At 63.9% G+C, this 14,530-nt stretch carries 14 protein-coding genes; 6 read left to right on the forward strand and 8 right to left on the reverse strand.

Annotated elements, in window-relative coordinates:
• Positions 1–197: 197 nt before the first annotated feature.
• Both QP045_RS21015 and QP045_RS21020 read right to left on the reverse strand, forming a co-directional pair.
• Positions 198–545 carry a type II toxin-antitoxin system PemK/MazF family toxin gene (locus tag QP045_RS21015; protein ID WP_422516965.1) on the reverse strand — a complete coding sequence of 116 codons (348 nt, stop codon included), beginning with the start codon at positions 543–545 and terminating at the stop codon, positions 198–200.
• A complete protein-coding gene (locus QP045_RS21020) occupies positions 532–741 on the reverse strand; it encodes an AbrB/MazE/SpoVT family DNA-binding domain-containing protein (protein ID WP_317894408.1) in 210 nt (69 codons plus the stop codon). The genes QP045_RS21015 and QP045_RS21020 overlap by 14 nt, the downstream gene beginning before the upstream one ends.
• A gap of 119 nt (positions 742–860) precedes the next feature.
• On the opposite strand from QP045_RS21020, the gene uvrA (QP045_RS21025) reads away from it, so the two are divergent.
• Together uvrA (QP045_RS21025) and QP045_RS21030 are read left to right on the forward strand one after the other, a co-directional pair.
• On the forward strand, positions 861–3,782 hold the full coding sequence (gene uvrA, locus QP045_RS21025) for an excinuclease ABC subunit UvrA (RefSeq protein ID WP_422516966.1): 2,922 nt from the start codon (positions 861–863) through the stop codon (positions 3,780–3,782).
• Between the two features lie 105 nt (positions 3,783–3,887).
• Positions 3,888–5,429 carry a P-loop ATPase, Sll1717 family gene (locus QP045_RS21030; protein WP_422516967.1) on the forward strand — a complete coding sequence of 514 codons (1,542 nt, stop codon included), beginning with the start codon at positions 3,888–3,890 and terminating at the stop codon, positions 5,427–5,429.
• A 62-nt stretch (positions 5,430–5,491) separates the two neighbouring features.
• Here the strand turns inward: QP045_RS21030 and QP045_RS21035 are convergent, their stop codons facing one another.
• On the reverse strand, positions 5,492–5,752 hold the full coding sequence (locus QP045_RS21035) for a BrnA antitoxin family protein (RefSeq protein WP_422516968.1): 261 nt from the start codon (positions 5,750–5,752) through the stop codon (positions 5,492–5,494).
• Positions 5,753–5,911: 159 nt separating this feature from the next.
• Between QP045_RS21035 and QP045_RS21040 the strand changes: the two genes are divergently transcribed.
• Positions 5,912–6,148 (forward strand): hypothetical protein, encoded by a 237-nt coding sequence (locus tag QP045_RS21040; RefSeq protein WP_422516969.1) that lies wholly within the window; start codon positions 5,912–5,914, stop codon positions 6,146–6,148.
• Positions 6,149–6,575: 427 nt separating this feature from the next.
• On the opposite strand, the gene QP045_RS21045 is transcribed toward QP045_RS21040, so the two are convergent.
• The 3 genes from QP045_RS21045 to QP045_RS21055 form a co-directional block, all read right to left on the reverse strand.
• Positions 6,576–7,850: a hypothetical protein gene (locus QP045_RS21045; RefSeq protein WP_422516970.1), complete on the reverse strand. Its 1,275-nt coding sequence runs from the start codon at positions 7,848–7,850 to the stop codon at positions 6,576–6,578.
• Positions 7,847–8,086 carry a hypothetical protein gene (locus tag QP045_RS21050; protein WP_422516971.1) on the reverse strand — a complete coding sequence of 80 codons (240 nt, stop codon included), beginning with the start codon at positions 8,084–8,086 and terminating at the stop codon, positions 7,847–7,849. The genes QP045_RS21045 and QP045_RS21050 overlap by 4 nt, the downstream gene beginning before the upstream one ends.
• A 296-nt stretch (positions 8,087–8,382) precedes the next feature.
• The gene (locus QP045_RS21055; RefSeq protein WP_422516969.1) at positions 8,383–8,619 is read right to left on the reverse strand and encodes a hypothetical protein; all 237 of its coding nucleotides are present in this window, start codon (positions 8,617–8,619) and stop codon (positions 8,383–8,385) included.
• 159 nt (positions 8,620–8,778) lie between these two features.
• Here QP045_RS21055 and QP045_RS21060 point away from each other — a divergent pair, with 159 nt between their 5' ends.
• Positions 8,779–9,039, forward strand: a complete 261-nt coding sequence (locus tag QP045_RS21060; protein ID WP_422516968.1) for a BrnA antitoxin family protein — start codon at positions 8,779–8,781, stop codon at positions 9,037–9,039.
• A gap of 62 nt (positions 9,040–9,101) precedes the next feature.
• Here QP045_RS21060 and QP045_RS21065 read toward each other — a convergent pair whose 3' ends face one another.
• Together QP045_RS21065 and uvrA (QP045_RS21070) are read right to left on the reverse strand one after the other, a co-directional pair.
• Positions 9,102–10,643, reverse strand: a complete 1,542-nt coding sequence (locus QP045_RS21065) for a P-loop ATPase, Sll1717 family (protein ID WP_422516967.1) — start codon at positions 10,641–10,643, stop codon at positions 9,102–9,104.
• Positions 10,644–10,748: 105 nt separating this feature from the next.
• A complete protein-coding gene (gene uvrA, locus QP045_RS21070; protein WP_422516966.1) occupies positions 10,749–13,670 on the reverse strand; it encodes an excinuclease ABC subunit UvrA in 2,922 nt (973 codons plus the stop codon).
• 119 nt (positions 13,671–13,789) lie between these two features.
• On the opposite strand from uvrA (QP045_RS21070), the gene QP045_RS21075 reads away from it, so the two are divergent.
• Both QP045_RS21075 and QP045_RS21080 read left to right on the forward strand, forming a co-directional pair.
• Positions 13,790–13,999: an AbrB/MazE/SpoVT family DNA-binding domain-containing protein gene (locus tag QP045_RS21075; RefSeq protein WP_317894408.1), complete on the forward strand. Its 210-nt coding sequence runs from the start codon at positions 13,790–13,792 to the stop codon at positions 13,997–13,999.
• Positions 13,986–14,333 carry a type II toxin-antitoxin system PemK/MazF family toxin gene (locus QP045_RS21080; protein ID WP_422516965.1) on the forward strand — a complete coding sequence of 116 codons (348 nt, stop codon included), beginning with the start codon at positions 13,986–13,988 and terminating at the stop codon, positions 14,331–14,333. The genes QP045_RS21075 and QP045_RS21080 overlap by 14 nt, the downstream gene beginning before the upstream one ends.
• The last annotated feature ends 197 nt before the right edge of the window (positions 14,334–14,530 follow it).

Consider the following 14,530-nt stretch of genomic DNA (forward strand, 5'->3'; position numbering starts at 1 on the left):
GGCTCGATCGCCGCCCATGCCTCATCAGACAACCAGAACAGCGCCATCACGCACCTCCCTTGATCCACACCACCGGTGAATCAGGAAAGTCTCACTCCTTCAAGCCGCTGATTGGGTTTGGACCCTAAGGCTATTATCTTTACCCAAACACACCTTTGTCGACCTTACCGTAGGTCGCAAATGGGACGCTAAACGGCCTAACGCGCGACAATCCCCAGCTGCTTTACAAGCACCGCCAACACCTCCGCCATCCGGTTGTCGTCCAGCCGCCCCAGCGCATCCGCTACCCGGGTCTCGATGGTCGCGATCTTGGCGGTGCGCACCAGCGACGGCGCCGGCAAGCCGCACATCTCGTGTCCCTGTTCGACGGCCACATCGTCCGGCCAGCGACGGTTGGCCGCGCTGGTGATCATCAGCACCCACAGAAGCGCGCCGTCCGGGCCGACGTTGCTCGCTACCACCAGTGCCGGTCGCCGCTGCCGCGTCTCCCGGTCGGTGTAGGGAAAGGGCACCCGCACGATCGTGCCGGGCTCAAAGCTTGGCATATGCCTCCGCGTCTGCGGCACTCGCCCATTCCGTGAAGGTCGCGAACGGATCGTCTACCGCGTCTGCGCGGGTCAAGATTACCCGGTCGCCCTCAATCTCATAGGCGACGCGATCACCTTCCTTCAGCCCGAGCGCGATGCGGACTGCTCGGGGGATGGTCGTCTGCGCCTTGCTGGTCAGCCGGGAGTGGATCATAGTGCGACAGTAAGGAACATCCTTACCTCCCGCAAGTGCCCCCACCCTCGCAACCGCCGCCCACCCTCCCTATCTCCCGGCTCTGGCATCCCGCACAGAACGGAAGTAGAACGCCCTCCATGAGTCTGACCCACATCTCCGTCCGCGGCGCGCGGGAACATAATCTCAAGGGCGTCGACATCGACATCCCGCGCGATACGCTCACGGTGATCACCGGCCTGTCGGGATCGGGCAAGTCCAGCCTCGCCTTCGACACCATCTATGCAGAGGGGCAGCGCCGCTACGTGGAGTCGCTCTCCGCCTATGCGCGCCAGTTCCTTGAGATGATGCAGAAGCCCGATGTCGAGCATATCGAGGGGCTCTCCCCCGCGATCTCGATCGAGCAGAAGACGACCAGCCGCAATCCCCGCTCCACGGTCGCCACCGTGACGGAGATCTATGATTACATGCGCCTGTTGTGGGCGCGGATCGGCATTCCCTATTCGCCGGTCACGGGCCTGCCGATCTCGGCGCAGACCGTCAGCCAGATGGTCGATCGCGTGCTCGCCCTGCCCGACGGCACCCGCCTGCTGCTGCTCGCCCCCGTCGTGCGCGGCCGCAAGGGGGAGTATCGCCGCGAACTCGCCGAATGGCAGAAGGCCGGCTTCCAGCGCGTCCGCATCGATGGCGAGGTCTATCTGATCGAGGACGCGCCCGCGCTCGACAAGAAGTACAAGCACGATATCGAGGTGGTGGTCGACCGGCTCGTGACCGGCGGCGACATCGCCACGCGCCTTGCCGACAGCTTCGAAACCGCGCTGAAGCTCGCCGACGGCCTTGCCTATGTCGACCTGGTCGACGCGGTGGTGCCGGGCCGCGAGGATGAGGCGGCCGCGGGCGGCAACATGAAGAAGGCCGGCATTCCGGCCAACCGCATCGTCTTTTCCGAACGCTTCGCCTGCCCCGTCTCCGGCTTCACCATTGCCGAGATCGAGCCGCGGCTGTTCTCGTTCAACGCGCCCCAGGGTGCCTGCCCCGCCTGCGACGGCCTCGGCGAAAAGCTGGAGTTCGACGCGGATCTCGTGGTCCCCAACCATGATCTCACGATCAAGAAGGGCGCGATCGTGCCCTGGGCCAAGTCGAACCCGCCCTCGCCCTATTACATGCAGGTGCTGGGCAGCCTCGCGCGCGAATTCGGCTTCAGCCTCGATACCGCGTGGAAGGACCTGCCGGGCGAGGTCCAGTTCCTCATCCTCTACGGCACCGCGGGCAAGCCCGTGACCCTCACCTTCGTCGACGGCAAGAAGTCGTACGACGTGAAAAAGCCGTTCGAGGGCGTGATCGGCAATTTGAACCGCCGCATGCTCCAGACCGAGAGCGCCTGGATGCGCGAGGAGCTCTCCAAGTACCAGGCCAGCCACCCCTGCGAGACCTGCGGCGGTGCCCGCCTGAAGCCGGAGGCGCTCGCCGTGAAGGTCGCGGGCGAGGATATCGCCCATGCCACCCATCTCTCGGTGGTGGACGCGCTCGCCTGGTTCCAGGCGCTGCCCGCCAAGCTCAACGACCAGCACCGCGCCATTTCGACCGCGATCCTCAAGGAGATCGACGCCCGCCTCGGCTTCCTCAACAACGTCGGGCTCGACTATCTCAACCTCAACCGCACCTCCGGCACGCTGTCGGGCGGTGAGAGCCAGCGGATCCGCCTCGCCTCCCAGATCGGCTCGGGCCTGTCGGGCGTCCTCTACGTCCTCGACGAGCCCTCGATCGGCCTGCACCAGCGCGACAACGACATGCTGCTCGCCACCCTCCGCCGCCTGCGCGACCTCGGCAACACGGTGCTGGTGGTCGAGCATGACGAGGATGCGATCCGCACCGCCGACTATGTGATCGACATGGGCCCCGGCGCTGGCGTCCACGGCGGAGAGGTCGTGGCGCAGGGCACGCTGCCCCAAGTGCTCGCCACCCCCGGCTCGGTCACCGCCGACTATCTCAACGGCACCCGCGAGGTCCCCCTCCCCGCCACGCGCCGCAAGGGCACGGGCAAGAAGCTCACCGTCCACAACGCCACCGCCAACAACCTCACGGGCGTCACCGCCTCGATCCCGCTCGGCACCTTCACCTGCATCACCGGCGTCTCGGGCTCGGGCAAGTCCAGCTTCACCATCGACACGCTCTTCGCCGCCGCCGCCCGCCAGCTCAACGGCGCGCGCGTGCTGGCGGGCAAGCACGACAAGATCACCGGCCTCCAGCACCTCGACAAGGTCATCGACATCGACCAGTCGCCGATCGGCCGCACCCCGCGCTCGAACCCGGCCACCTACACCGGCGCCTTCACCCAGATTCGCGACTGGTTCGCCGGCCTCCCCGAAGCGCAGGCGCGCGGCTACAAGCCCGGCCGCTTCAGCTTCAACGTCAAGGGCGGCCGGTGCGAGGCGTGCCAGGGCGACGGCGTGCTCAAGATCGAGATGCACTTCCTCCCCGACGTCTATGTCGAGTGCGACGTCTGCCACGGCGCCCGCTACAACCGCGAAACGCTGGAGGTGAAGTTCAAGGGCAAGTCCATCGCCGACGTGCTCGACATGACGGTCGAGGACGCGCACGAGTTCTTCAAGGCGGTGCCCCCGATCCGCGACAAGATGGCGATGCTCGCCGAAGTCGGCCTCGGCTATGTCAAGGTCGGCCAGCAGGCGACGACCCTCTCGGGCGGCGAGGCGCAGCGCGTCAAGCTCGCCAAGGAGCTCGCCCGCCGTGCCACCGGCAACACCCTCTACATCCTCGACGAGCCCACCACCGGCCTCCATTTCGAGGACGTGCGCAAGCTCCTGGAAGTGCTCCACGCGCTGGTCGAGCAGGGCAACACCGTCGTCGTGATCGAGCACAACCTCGACGTCATCAAGACCGCCGACTGGATCATCGATCTGGGCCCGGAGGGCGGCGTCAAGGGCGGCGAGATCGTCGCCGAAGGCACGCCGGAGCAGGTGGCGAAGGAACCGCGGAGTTATACGGGCAAGTATCTTGCGCCGTTGCTGAAGCGGCGGAAGGTGGCGCAGGCGGCGGAGTGAAAGATCTCGGCCGCCGGTTCGCTACATCTTGCTCTCGCAGTCTTGACCTAGCACGATCCTAAAGCCACTTTGGCTTAGGCTTATTTTTTGAGTGCTTTTCAGATGATGATCGACTGGATAGACTTCGGGCAAGTATCTGCGGAGCGCGATGAGAATTTGTCGAGCTATTTTTTCGAGAATGGTGTCCTTCAGGCCGTAATGGGTAATCGTTACCGGTTTCTCGTGTTAGGGCGCAAAGGTGCTGGAAAAACGGCAGTGTTCCAGCATTTTAACGATAACCCGGATCGCTACATTGCCAATGAAGACATCTCTATCAGCCTATCCCTTCAGAATTATAGCTGGGATGTCCATGGATTACTTGCCACTGAGGGGAAAGCTTCCTCACTGGCGTACATCCAGTCTTGGAAGTATGTTATCTACCTCCTTGCTGCCAAGGCCCTTATTGAGCGGGGCGTAAGACATAAAAGCCTAACTAAAGTCGAAAAAATAATCTCTCGGATCTATTCATCGCCGACCCCCTCACTAGGGCAAATCGTCGGTGACAAGATTCTTCAGCTTAGCAAGCTCAAATTACCGAGTGTAGGCCTCGATCTTTCGGATGTTGGGCTAAGCGAAATAACGGCCGATGCTGGAGAGGTCTCGTTCGCCGATGTTCGGGATGATGACCGGCTTCAGATTTCGCTTAACCGCTCGTTAGAACGTATCACGGAAATCCTAGAGTCCTGCTTGGCTGATGTCATTCGCGATGGCCGGAAAGTGATCGTGTCATTTGACCGAATTGATGAAGCTTGGGATACGGCATCTTTTGGCGTTAGCCAAAGAATCATCGCAGGTCTTATCGGAGCGTCAGAGTACATAAATTCCAAGTTCAAGGATAGTCTTCGACCGGTCATTTTCCTCCGCGAGGATATCTTCGAAACGATAGATATAAATGACCGGAATAAGCTTCGATCCGATTGCGGGGAACTGCTGGCATGGACGAAGGACGGTCTTTCGCGAATGATTCTGGAGAGAATCAACTTTTTTTCGGCACGGGCTGGAGAAAAGAAAATCGCGCGCGTCGAGGACCTGTTCGATAAAGATCAAATGCGGCAGCAACGTGCCCCCTTCGATCACATCATGCTGCGAACGATGCTTCGCCCCAGAGATGTCATTCGCTACTTTCAGTTGATTAAGGGCGACATGATTTCGCGTCGCGACAATCCGTTTGAGGAGGAAACTGTCAGCGAGGACCGGTTGGAATGTCAGGCCATCTACAACTCAGAGCCAGCGTATTCCGAGTGGCTTGTTGAAGAGCTAAAGGATGAGTGGCGCACCCAACACCCGATCATCAACAGCTTGTTTGCCGCAATCCAAAGCAACGGGAAAACTAACTTTTCTAAAGAGGATTTCGGCACAGCACTACACCAGGTAGGGGTGGAAGCGACGCCGCTAGAAGTTAATGGGCACCTGAAGTTCTTGTTCGACAACTCCATTGTAGGGTTTAGAGTTGGCAAGTCCAATCAGTGGCGGTATAAATGCTTTTTCAGCTCTCAGGGATTCGTTGACTCAAAGTTGTATAAAGTACACGACGGTTTGCATCGCGGCTTAAATCTCACGGAAAGTCGGGCAGTCGGAGACACTCTCAACGCGCAGATTGAGGGGTAAAAAGGCCCGCTTCGTGAACTAGCGGCGGAGTTACAGTCCAGCCGCCTTCCGCAGCGCCTCGTTCATCCGCCCTGCCAGCCCGGCCCTTCGGCGCGAAACCGCTCGATCACGTCGGGGTCCAGCCGCAGCGTCACCTGCTGCTTGGCACGGCCCCGCGACGGCGGCCGCCCGCGCACCATGCCGTTCGGGCCGAGATAGCCCGCCGCCGGCCGGATCATCTTGTCGCCGACGCGGAACTCGGCGGCGTCGATCATGTCCTTGGTCCATTCCGGCAGGTCCGGATCGTCCCATTCGGGCGGCAAAACGGGCTTATTCTCGCTCATTGCACTTCCTCGATGCGTCTGCAGGCTGCGCGCGTCCGCCCCGCCCGGCAAGCCAATTCGCCTCCACCTTGCGCCCACCGCCCCCAAACCCCACATCCAGCCTCAGGCCCCCGTTCCGCACGCGGAACCTTCGGCCCCTTCCGCCCATTATTCCCGCATATGCTGCCGGACTTCCGGCGGGCTCAGGAAATGGCGGCTGCCGTCCATCGGGCGGCGCTTCTCAGGAACCACAACAGGAACAACATGAACTTTTTTGAATCGATTAAGCAGACCCAGATTACCTCGCCGTCCAATCAGGCTTTCGCGGCCTTCGTGCCGCTCCATCGCCGCCTCTTCCCGGTTGATCAGTGCGCCCGCGCCATCGCGCGCCGCGCCGTCCGCGAAGTGCTCGGCTGAGCATCTGAACTGCACGCGCCGCGGCAAAGCCGCGGCGTCGGTCGGCGCCCGTAGCGCCGCCGGCCGGCCCTCGCCCGGGCGAGCCTCGCGCGCAGCTTTGCTGCGCTCTCGGGGGCGGGGCTTCTGAACTGCACGCGCCGCGGCAAAGCCGCGGCGTCGGTCGGCGCCCATAGCGCCGCCGGCCGGGCGTGCTGTGACACGCTCGCCGTAGCTGGCGCTACGTCTCGCACAGCACGCTGTCCTACAAACCCCGACTTGCGATAGATGGTCGGTCCGCCTGTTGAAGGAGGACGTCCATGCACCGCTTTCCGCCGCACGTCGCCCCGTCCCATCCGCTGCCGTCCGGCCCCGCCCCGGGCTGCCCGATGCGCACCCGCACCGTGCGCGACCTCGAACCCGACGATCCCCGCACCCGTGACTGGCTCGATCACCTCGCCGCCGGCCGCATCGGCGCGCCCGTCCCCCCGCAACCCGGCGCGCGGGAGGTCGCCGATCGCACCGCCGCCCTCTTCCGCCGCCTCGGGGCCGCCCGATGAGCGCGGCCGATGGCGTCCCCGACGCTCCCGCCCACGCCCCCGCCGCACAGGCACGCTTTCGTCACGACGGCTGGACGCCCGAACGCCAGCGCCGCTTCCTCGAATCCATCGCTGACGGCCTGACGGTGGAGGACGGCTGCGCCGTCGTCGGCCTGTCCGTCGCCTCCGCCTATGCCCTGCGCCGTCGCGCCGCCGGCGCCGGCTTCGCGCTTGGCTGGCACGCCGCCAATCTGCTGGCGCGCGAACGCATCGCCGACACGCTGCTCGCCCGCGCCCTCCACGGCCAGACCGAAACCGGCACCCGCCCCGACGGCGGCACCTGGACGCGCCACCGCTACGACAACAGCCTCGCCACCCGCATGCTCGCGCGGCTCGATGCGCAGGCCGATGCGCCCGCCGCCGCCACCGCCCACCACGCCGCACGCATCGTCGCGCAGGAGTTCGACGGCTTCCTCGACCTGCTTTCCCGCGACGCCGGCCCCGCCCGCGCCGCGCTGTTCCTCGCCGCCCGCGTGACGGACGCCGCCGATGTCGAGCCCGTCGTCGCCCTCGCCCGTGCCGATCGCTTCCTCCAGGCCGGCGCCGGCCTGGAGGAAGCGATCGGCACGGGCGAGGGCGACGACGGGCTCGACATCGGCGGCGTCCGTCACGCGGGCGGCGAGGAACAGCGCGGCGCGGGCGGGGCCGGCGTCGCGGGAAAGCAGGTCGAGGAAGCCGTCGAACTCCTGCGCGACGATGCGTGCGGCGTGGTGGGCGGTGGCGGCGGCGGGCGCATCGGCCTGCGCATCGAGCCGCGCGAGCATGCGGGTGGCGAGGCTGTTGTCGTAGCGGTGGCGCGTCCAGGTGCCGCCGTCGGGGCGGGTGCCGGTTTCGGTCTGGCCGTGGAGGGCGCGGGCGAGCAGCGTGTCGGCGATGCGTTCGCGCGCCAGCAGATTGGCGGCGTGCCAGCCAAGCGCGAAGCCGGCGCCGGCGGCGCGACGGCGCAGGGCATAGGCGGAGGCGACGGACAGGCCGACGACGGCGCAGCCGTCCTCCACCGTCAGGCCGTCAGCGATGGATTCGAGGAAGCGGCGCTGGCGTTCGGGCGTCCAGCCGTCGTGACGAAAGCGTGCCTGTGCGGCGGGGGCGTGGGCGGGAGCGTCGGGGACGCCATCGGCCGCGCTCATCGGGCGGCCCCGAGGCGGCGGAAGAGGGCGGCGGTGCGATCGGCGACCTCCCGCGCGCCGGGTTGCGGGGGGACGGGCGCGCCGATGCGGCCGGCGGCGAGGTGATCGAGCCAGTCACGGGTGCGGGGATCGTCGGGTTCGAGGTCGCGCACGGTGCGGGTGCGCATCGGGCAGCCCGGGGCGGGGCCGGACGGCAGCGGATGGGACGGGGCGACGTGCGGCGGAAAGCGGTGCATGGACGTCCTCCTTCAACAGGCGGACCGACCATCTATCGCAAGTCGGGGTTTGTAGGACAGCGTGCTGTGCGAGACGTAGCGCCAGCTACGGCGAGCGTGTCACAGCACGCCCGGCCGGCGGCGCTATGGGCGCCGACCGACGCCGCGGCTTTGCCGCGGCGCGTGCAGTTCAGAAGCCCCGCCCCCGAGAGCGCAGCAAAGCTGCGCGCGAGGCTCGCCCGGGCGAGGGCCGGCCGGCGGCGCTACGGGCGCCGACCGACGCCGCGGCTTTGCCGCGGCGCGTGCAGTTCAGATGCTCAGCCGAGCACTTCGCGGACGGCGCGGCGCGCGATGGCGCGGGCGCACTGATCAACCGGGAAGAGGCGGCGATGGAGCGGCACGAAGGCCGCGAAAGCCTGATTGGACGGCGAGGTAATCTGGGTCTGCTTAATCGATTCAAAAAAGTTCATGTTGTTCCTGTTGTGGTTCCTGAGAAGCGCCGCCCGATGGACGGCAGCCGCCATTTCCTGAGCCCGCCGGAAGTCCGGCAGCATATGCGGGAATAATGGGCGGAAGGGGCCGAAGGTTCCGCGTGCGGAACGGGGGCCTGAGGCTGGATGTGGGGTTTGGGGGCGGTGGGCGCAAGGTGGAGGCGAATTGGCTTGCCGGGCGGGGCGGACGCGCGCAGCCTGCAGACGCATCGAGGAAGTGCAATGAGCGAGAATAAGCCCGTTTTGCCGCCCGAATGGGACGATCCGGACCTGCCGGAATGGACCAAGGACATGATCGACGCCGCCGAGTTCCGCGTCGGCGACAAGATGATCCGGCCGGCGGCGGGCTATCTCGGCCCGAACGGCATGGTGCGCGGGCGGCCGCCGTCGCGGGGCCGTGCCAAGCAGCAGGTGACGCTGCGGCTGGACCCCGACGTGATCGAGCGGTTTCGCGCCGAAGGGCCGGGCTGGCAGGGCGGATGAACGAGGCGCTGCGGAAGGCGGCTGGACTGTAACTCCGCCGCTAGTTCACGAAGCGGGCCTTTTTACCCCTCAATCTGCGCGTTGAGAGTGTCTCCGACTGCCCGACTTTCCGTGAGATTTAAGCCGCGATGCAAACCGTCGTGTACTTTATACAACTTTGAGTCAACGAATCCCTGAGAGCTGAAAAAGCATTTATACCGCCACTGATTGGACTTGCCAACTCTAAACCCTACAATGGAGTTGTCGAACAAGAACTTCAGGTGCCCATTAACTTCTAGCGGCGTCGCTTCCACCCCTACCTGGTGTAGTGCTGTGCCGAAATCCTCTTTAGAAAAGTTAGTTTTCCCGTTGCTTTGGATTGCGGCAAACAAGCTGTTGATGATCGGGTGTTGGGTGCGCCACTCATCCTTTAGCTCTTCAACAAGCCACTCGGAATACGCTGGCTCTGAGTTGTAGATGGCCTGACATTCCAACCGGTCCTCGCTGACAGTTTCCTCCTCAAACGGATTGTCGCGACGCGAAATCATGTCGCCCTTAATCAACTGAAAGTAGCGAATGACATCTCTGGGGCGAAGCATCGTTCGCAGCATGATGTGATCGAAGGGGGCACGTTGCTGCCGCATTTGATCTTTATCGAACAGGTCCTCGACGCGCGCGATTTTCTTTTCTCCAGCCCGTGCCGAAAAAAAGTTGATTCTCTCCAGAATCATTCGCGAAAGACCGTCCTTCGTCCATGCCAGCAGTTCCCCGCAATCGGATCGAAGCTTATTCCGGTCATTTATATCTATCGTTTCGAAGATATCCTCGCGGAGGAAAATGACCGGTCGAAGACTATCCTTGAACTTGGAATTTATGTACTCTGACGCTCCGATAAGACCTGCGATGATTCTTTGGCTAACGCCAAAAGATGCCGTATCCCAAGCTTCATCAATTCGGTCAAATGACACGATCACTTTCCGGCCATCGCGAATGACATCAGCCAAGCAGGACTCTAGGATTTCCGTGATACGTTCTAACGAGCGGTTAAGCGAAATCTGAAGCCGGTCATCATCCCGAACATCGGCGAACGAGACCTCTCCAGCATCGGCCGTTATTTCGCTTAGCCCAACATCCGAAAGATCGAGGCCTACACTCGGTAATTTGAGCTTGCTAAGCTGAAGAATCTTGTCACCGACGATTTGCCCTAGTGAGGGGGTCGGCGATGAATAGATCCGAGAGATTATTTTTTCGACTTTAGTTAGGCTTTTATGTCTTACGCCCCGCTCAATAAGGGCCTTGGCAGCAAGGAGGTAGATAACATACTTCCAAGACTGGATGTACGCCAGTGAGGAAGCTTTCCCCTCAGTGGCAAGTAATCCATGGACATCCCAGCTATAATTCTGAAGGGATAGGCTGATAGAGATGTCTTCATTGGCAATGTAGCGATCCGGGTTATCGTTAAAATGCTGGAACACTGCCGTTTTTCCAGCACCTTTGCGCCCTAACACGAGAAACCGGTAACGATTACCCATTACGGCCTGAAGGACACCATTCTCGAAAAAATAGCTCGACAAATTCTCATCGCGCTCCGCAGATACTTGCCCGAAGTCTATCCAGTCGATCATCATCTGAAAAGCACTCAAAAAATAAGCCTAAGCCAAAGTGGCTTTAGGATCGTGCTAGGTCAAGACTGCGAGAGCAAGATGTAGCGAACCGGCGGCCGAGATCTTTCACTCCGCCGCCTGCGCCACCTTCCGCCGCTTCAGCAACGGCGCAAGATACTTGCCCGTATAACTCCGCGGTTCCTTCGCCACCTGCTCCGGCGTGCCTTCGGCGACGATCTCGCCGCCCTTGACGCCGCCCTCCGGGCCCAGATCGATGATCCAGTCGGCGGTCTTGATGACGTCGAGGTTGTGCTCGATCACGACGACGGTGTTGCCCTGCTCGACCAGCGCGTGGAGCACTTCCAGGAGCTTGCGCACGTCCTCGAAATGGAGGCCGGTGGTGGGCTCGTCGAGGATGTAGAGGGTGTTGCCGGTGGCACGGCGGGCGAGCTCCTTGGCGAGCTTGACGCGCTGCGCCTCGCCGCCCGAGAGGGTCGTCGCCTGCTGGCCGACCTTGACATAGCCGAGGCCGACTTCGGCGAGCATCGCCATCTTGTCGCGGATCGGGGGCACCGCCTTGAAGAACTCGTGCGCGTCCTCGACCGTCATGTCGAGCACGTCGGCGATGGACTTGCCCTTGAACTTCACCTCCAGCGTTTCGCGGTTGTAGCGGGCGCCGTGGCAGACGTCGCACTCGACATAGACGTCGGGGAGGAAGTGCATCTCGATCTTGAGCACGCCGTCGCCCTGGCACGCCTCGCACCGGCCGCCCTTGACGTTGAAGCTGAAGCGGCCGGGCTTGTAGCCGCGCGCCTGCGCTTCGGGGAGGCCGGCGAACCAGTCGCGAATCTGGGTGAAGGCGCCGGTGTAGGTGGCCGGGTTCGAGCGCGGGGTGCGGCCGATCGGCGACTGGTCGATGTCGATGACCTTGTCGAGGTGCTGGAGGCCGGTGATCTTGTCGTGCTTGCCCGCCAGCACGCGCGCGCCGTTGAGCTGGCGGGCGGCGGCGGCGAAGAGCGTGTCGATGGTGAAGCTGGACTTGCCCGAGCCCGAGACGCCGGTGATGCAGGTGAAGGTGCCGAGCGGGATCGAGGCGGTGACGCCCGTGAGGTTGTTGGCGGTGGCGTTGTGGACGGTGAGCTTCTTGCCCGTGCCCTTGCGGCGCGTGGCGGGGAGGGGGACCTCGCGGGTGCCGTTGAGATAGTCGGCGGTGACCGAGCCGGGGGTGGCGAGCACTTGGGGCAGCGTGCCCTGCGCCACGACCTCTCCGCCGTGGACGCCAGCGCCGGGGCCCATGTCGATCACATAGTCGGCGGTGCGGATCGCATCCTCGTCATGCTCGACCACCAGCACCGTGTTGCCGAGGTCGCGCAGGCGGCGGAGGGTGGCGAGCAGCATGTCGTTGTCGCGCTGGTGCAGGCCGATCGAGGGCTCGTCGAGGACGTAGAGGACGCCCGACAGGCCCGAGCCGATCTGGGAGGCGAGGCGGATCCGCTGGCTCTCACCGCCCGACAGCGTGCCGGAGGTGCGGTTGAGGTTGAGATAGTCGAGCCCGACGTTGTTGAGGAAGCCGAGGCGGGCGTCGATCTCCTTGAGGATCGCGGTCGAAATGGCGCGGTGCTGGTCGTTGAGCTTGGCGGGCAGCGCCTGGAACCAGGCGAGCGCGTCCACCACCGAGAGATGGGTGGCATGGGCGATATCCTCGCCCGCGACCTTCACGGCGAGCGCCTCCGGCTTCAGGCGGGCACCGCCGCAGGTCTCGCAGGGGTGGCTGGCCTGGTACTTGGAGAGCTCCTCGCGCATCCAGGCGCTCTCGGTCTGGAGCATGCGGCGGTTCAAATTGCCGATCACGCCCTCGAACGGCTTTTTCACGTCGTACGACTTCTTGCCGTCGACGAAGGTGAGGGTCACGGGCTTGCCCGCGGTGCCGTAGAGGATGAGGAACTGGACCTCGCCCGGCAGGTCCTTCCACGCGGTATCGAGGCTGAAGCCGAATTCGCGCGCGAGGCTGCCCAGCACCTGCATGTAATAGGGCGAGGGCGGGTTCGACTTGGCCCAGGGCACGATCGCGCCCTTCTTGATCGTGAGATCATGGTTGGGGACCACGAGATCCGCGTCGAACTCCAGCTTTTCGCCGAGGCCGTCGCAGGCGGGGCAGGCACCCTGGGGCGCGTTGAACGAGAACAGCCGCGGCTCGATCTCGGCAATGGTGAAGCCGGAGACGGGGCAGGCGAAGCGTTCGGAAAAGACGATGCGGTTGGCCGGAATGCCGGCCTTCTTCATGTTGCCGCCCGCGGCCGCCTCATCCTCGCGGCCCGGCACCACCGCGTCGACCAGGTCGACATAGGCAAGGCCGTCGGCGAGCTTCAGCGCGGTTTCGAAGCTGTCGGCAAGGCGCGTGGCGATGTCGCCGCCGGTCACGAGCCGGTCGACCACCACCTCGATATCGTGCTTGTACTTCTTGTCGAGCGCGGGCGCGTCCTCGATCAGATAGACCTCGCCATCGATGCGGACGCGCTGGAAGCCGGCCTTCTGCCATTCGGCGAGTTCGCGGCGATACTCCCCCTTGCGGCCGCGCACGACGGGGGCGAGCAGCAGCAGGCGGGTGCCGTCGGGCAGGGCGAGCACGCGATCGACCATCTGGCTGACGGTCTGCGCCGAGATCGGCAGGCCCGTGACCGGCGAATAGGGAATGCCGATCCGCGCCCACAACAGGCGCATGTAATCATAGATCTCCGTCACGGTGGCGACCGTGGAGCGGGGATTGCGGCTGGTCGTCTTCTGCTCGATCGAGATCGCGGGGGAGAGCCCCTCGATATGCTCGACATCGGGCTTCTGCATCATCTCAAGGAACTGGCGCGCATAGGCGGAGAGCGACTCCACGTAGCGGCGCTGCCCCTCTGCATAGATGGTGTCGAAGGCGAGGCTGGACTTGCCCGATCCCGACAGGCCGGTGATCACCGTGAGCGTATCGCGCGGGATGTCGATGTCGACGCCCTTGAGATTATGTTCCCGCGCGCCGCGGACGGAGATGTGGGTCAGACTCATGGAGGGCGTTCTACTTCCGTTCTGTGCGGGATGCCAGAGCCGGGAGATAGGGAGGGTGGGCGGCGGTTGCGAGGGTGGGGGCACTTGCGGGAGGTAAGGATGTTCCTTACTGTCGCACTATGATCCACTCCCGGCTGACCAGCAAGGCGCAGACGACCATCCCCCGAGCAGTCCGCATCGCGCTCGGGCTGAAGGAAGGTGATCGCGTCGCCTATGAGATTGAGGGCGACCGGGTAATCTTGACCCGCGCAGACGCGGTAGACGATCCGTTCGCGACCTTCACGGAATGGGCGAGTGCCGCAGACGCGGAGGCATATGCCAAGCTTTGAGCCCGGCACGATCGTGCGGGTGCCCTTTCCCTACACCGACCGGGAGACGCGGCAGCGGCGACCGGCACTGGTGGTAGCGAGCAACGTCGGCCCGGACGGCGCGCTTCTGTGGGTGCTGATGATCACCAGCGCGGCCAACCGTCGCTGGCCGGACGATGTGGCCGTCGAACAGGGACACGAGATGTGCGGCTTGCCGGCGCCGTCGCTGGTGCGCACCGCCAAGATCGCGACCATCGAGACCCGGGTAGCGGATGCGCTGGGGCGGCTGGACGACAACCGGATGGCGGAGGTGTTGGCGGTGCTTGTAAAGCAGCTGGGGATTGTCGCGCGTTAGGCCGTTTAGCGTCCCATTTGCGACCTACGGTAAGGTCGACAAAGGTGTGTTTGGGTAAAGATAATAGCCTTAGGGTCCAAACCCAATCAGCGGCTTGAAGGAGTGAGACTTTCCTGATTCACCGGTGGTGTGGATCAAGGGAGGTGCGTGATGGCGCTGTTCTGGTTGTCTGATGAGGCATGGGCGGCGATCGAGCC

Source organism: Sphingomonas sp. 3-13AW, from assembly GCF_049311085.1.
Taxonomy (GTDB): Bacteria; Pseudomonadota; Alphaproteobacteria; order Sphingomonadales; family Sphingomonadaceae; genus Sphingomonas.

Bases quoted from the DNA above. Each gene is read 5' to 3' on its own strand.
- QP045_RS21015 (WP_422516965.1), bottom strand. From the start codon at position 545: ATGCCAAGCTTTGAGCCCGGCACGATCGTGCGGGTGCCCTTTCCCTAC.
- QP045_RS21020 (WP_317894408.1), bottom strand. From the start codon at position 741: ATGATCCACTCCCGGCTGACCAGCAAGGCGCAGACGACCATCCCCCGA.
- uvrA (WP_422516966.1), top strand. From the start codon at position 861: ATGAGTCTGACCCACATCTCCGTCCGCGGCGCGCGGGAACATAATCTC.
- QP045_RS21030 (WP_422516967.1), top strand. From the start codon at position 3,888: ATGATCGACTGGATAGACTTCGGGCAAGTATCTGCGGAGCGCGATGAG.
- QP045_RS21035 (WP_422516968.1), bottom strand. From the start codon at position 5,752: ATGAGCGAGAATAAGCCCGTTTTGCCGCCCGAATGGGACGATCCGGAC.
- QP045_RS21040 (WP_422516969.1), top strand. From the start codon at position 5,912: ATGCTGCCGGACTTCCGGCGGGCTCAGGAAATGGCGGCTGCCGTCCAT.
- QP045_RS21045 (WP_422516970.1), bottom strand. From the start codon at position 7,850: ATGAGCGCGGCCGATGGCGTCCCCGACGCTCCCGCCCACGCCCCCGCC.
- QP045_RS21050 (WP_422516971.1), bottom strand. From the start codon at position 8,086: ATGCACCGCTTTCCGCCGCACGTCGCCCCGTCCCATCCGCTGCCGTCC.
- QP045_RS21055 (WP_422516969.1), bottom strand. From the start codon at position 8,619: ATGCTGCCGGACTTCCGGCGGGCTCAGGAAATGGCGGCTGCCGTCCAT.
- QP045_RS21060 (WP_422516968.1), top strand. From the start codon at position 8,779: ATGAGCGAGAATAAGCCCGTTTTGCCGCCCGAATGGGACGATCCGGAC.
- QP045_RS21065 (WP_422516967.1), bottom strand. From the start codon at position 10,643: ATGATCGACTGGATAGACTTCGGGCAAGTATCTGCGGAGCGCGATGAG.
- uvrA (WP_422516966.1), bottom strand. From the start codon at position 13,670: ATGAGTCTGACCCACATCTCCGTCCGCGGCGCGCGGGAACATAATCTC.
- QP045_RS21075 (WP_317894408.1), top strand. From the start codon at position 13,790: ATGATCCACTCCCGGCTGACCAGCAAGGCGCAGACGACCATCCCCCGA.
- QP045_RS21080 (WP_422516965.1), top strand. From the start codon at position 13,986: ATGCCAAGCTTTGAGCCCGGCACGATCGTGCGGGTGCCCTTTCCCTAC.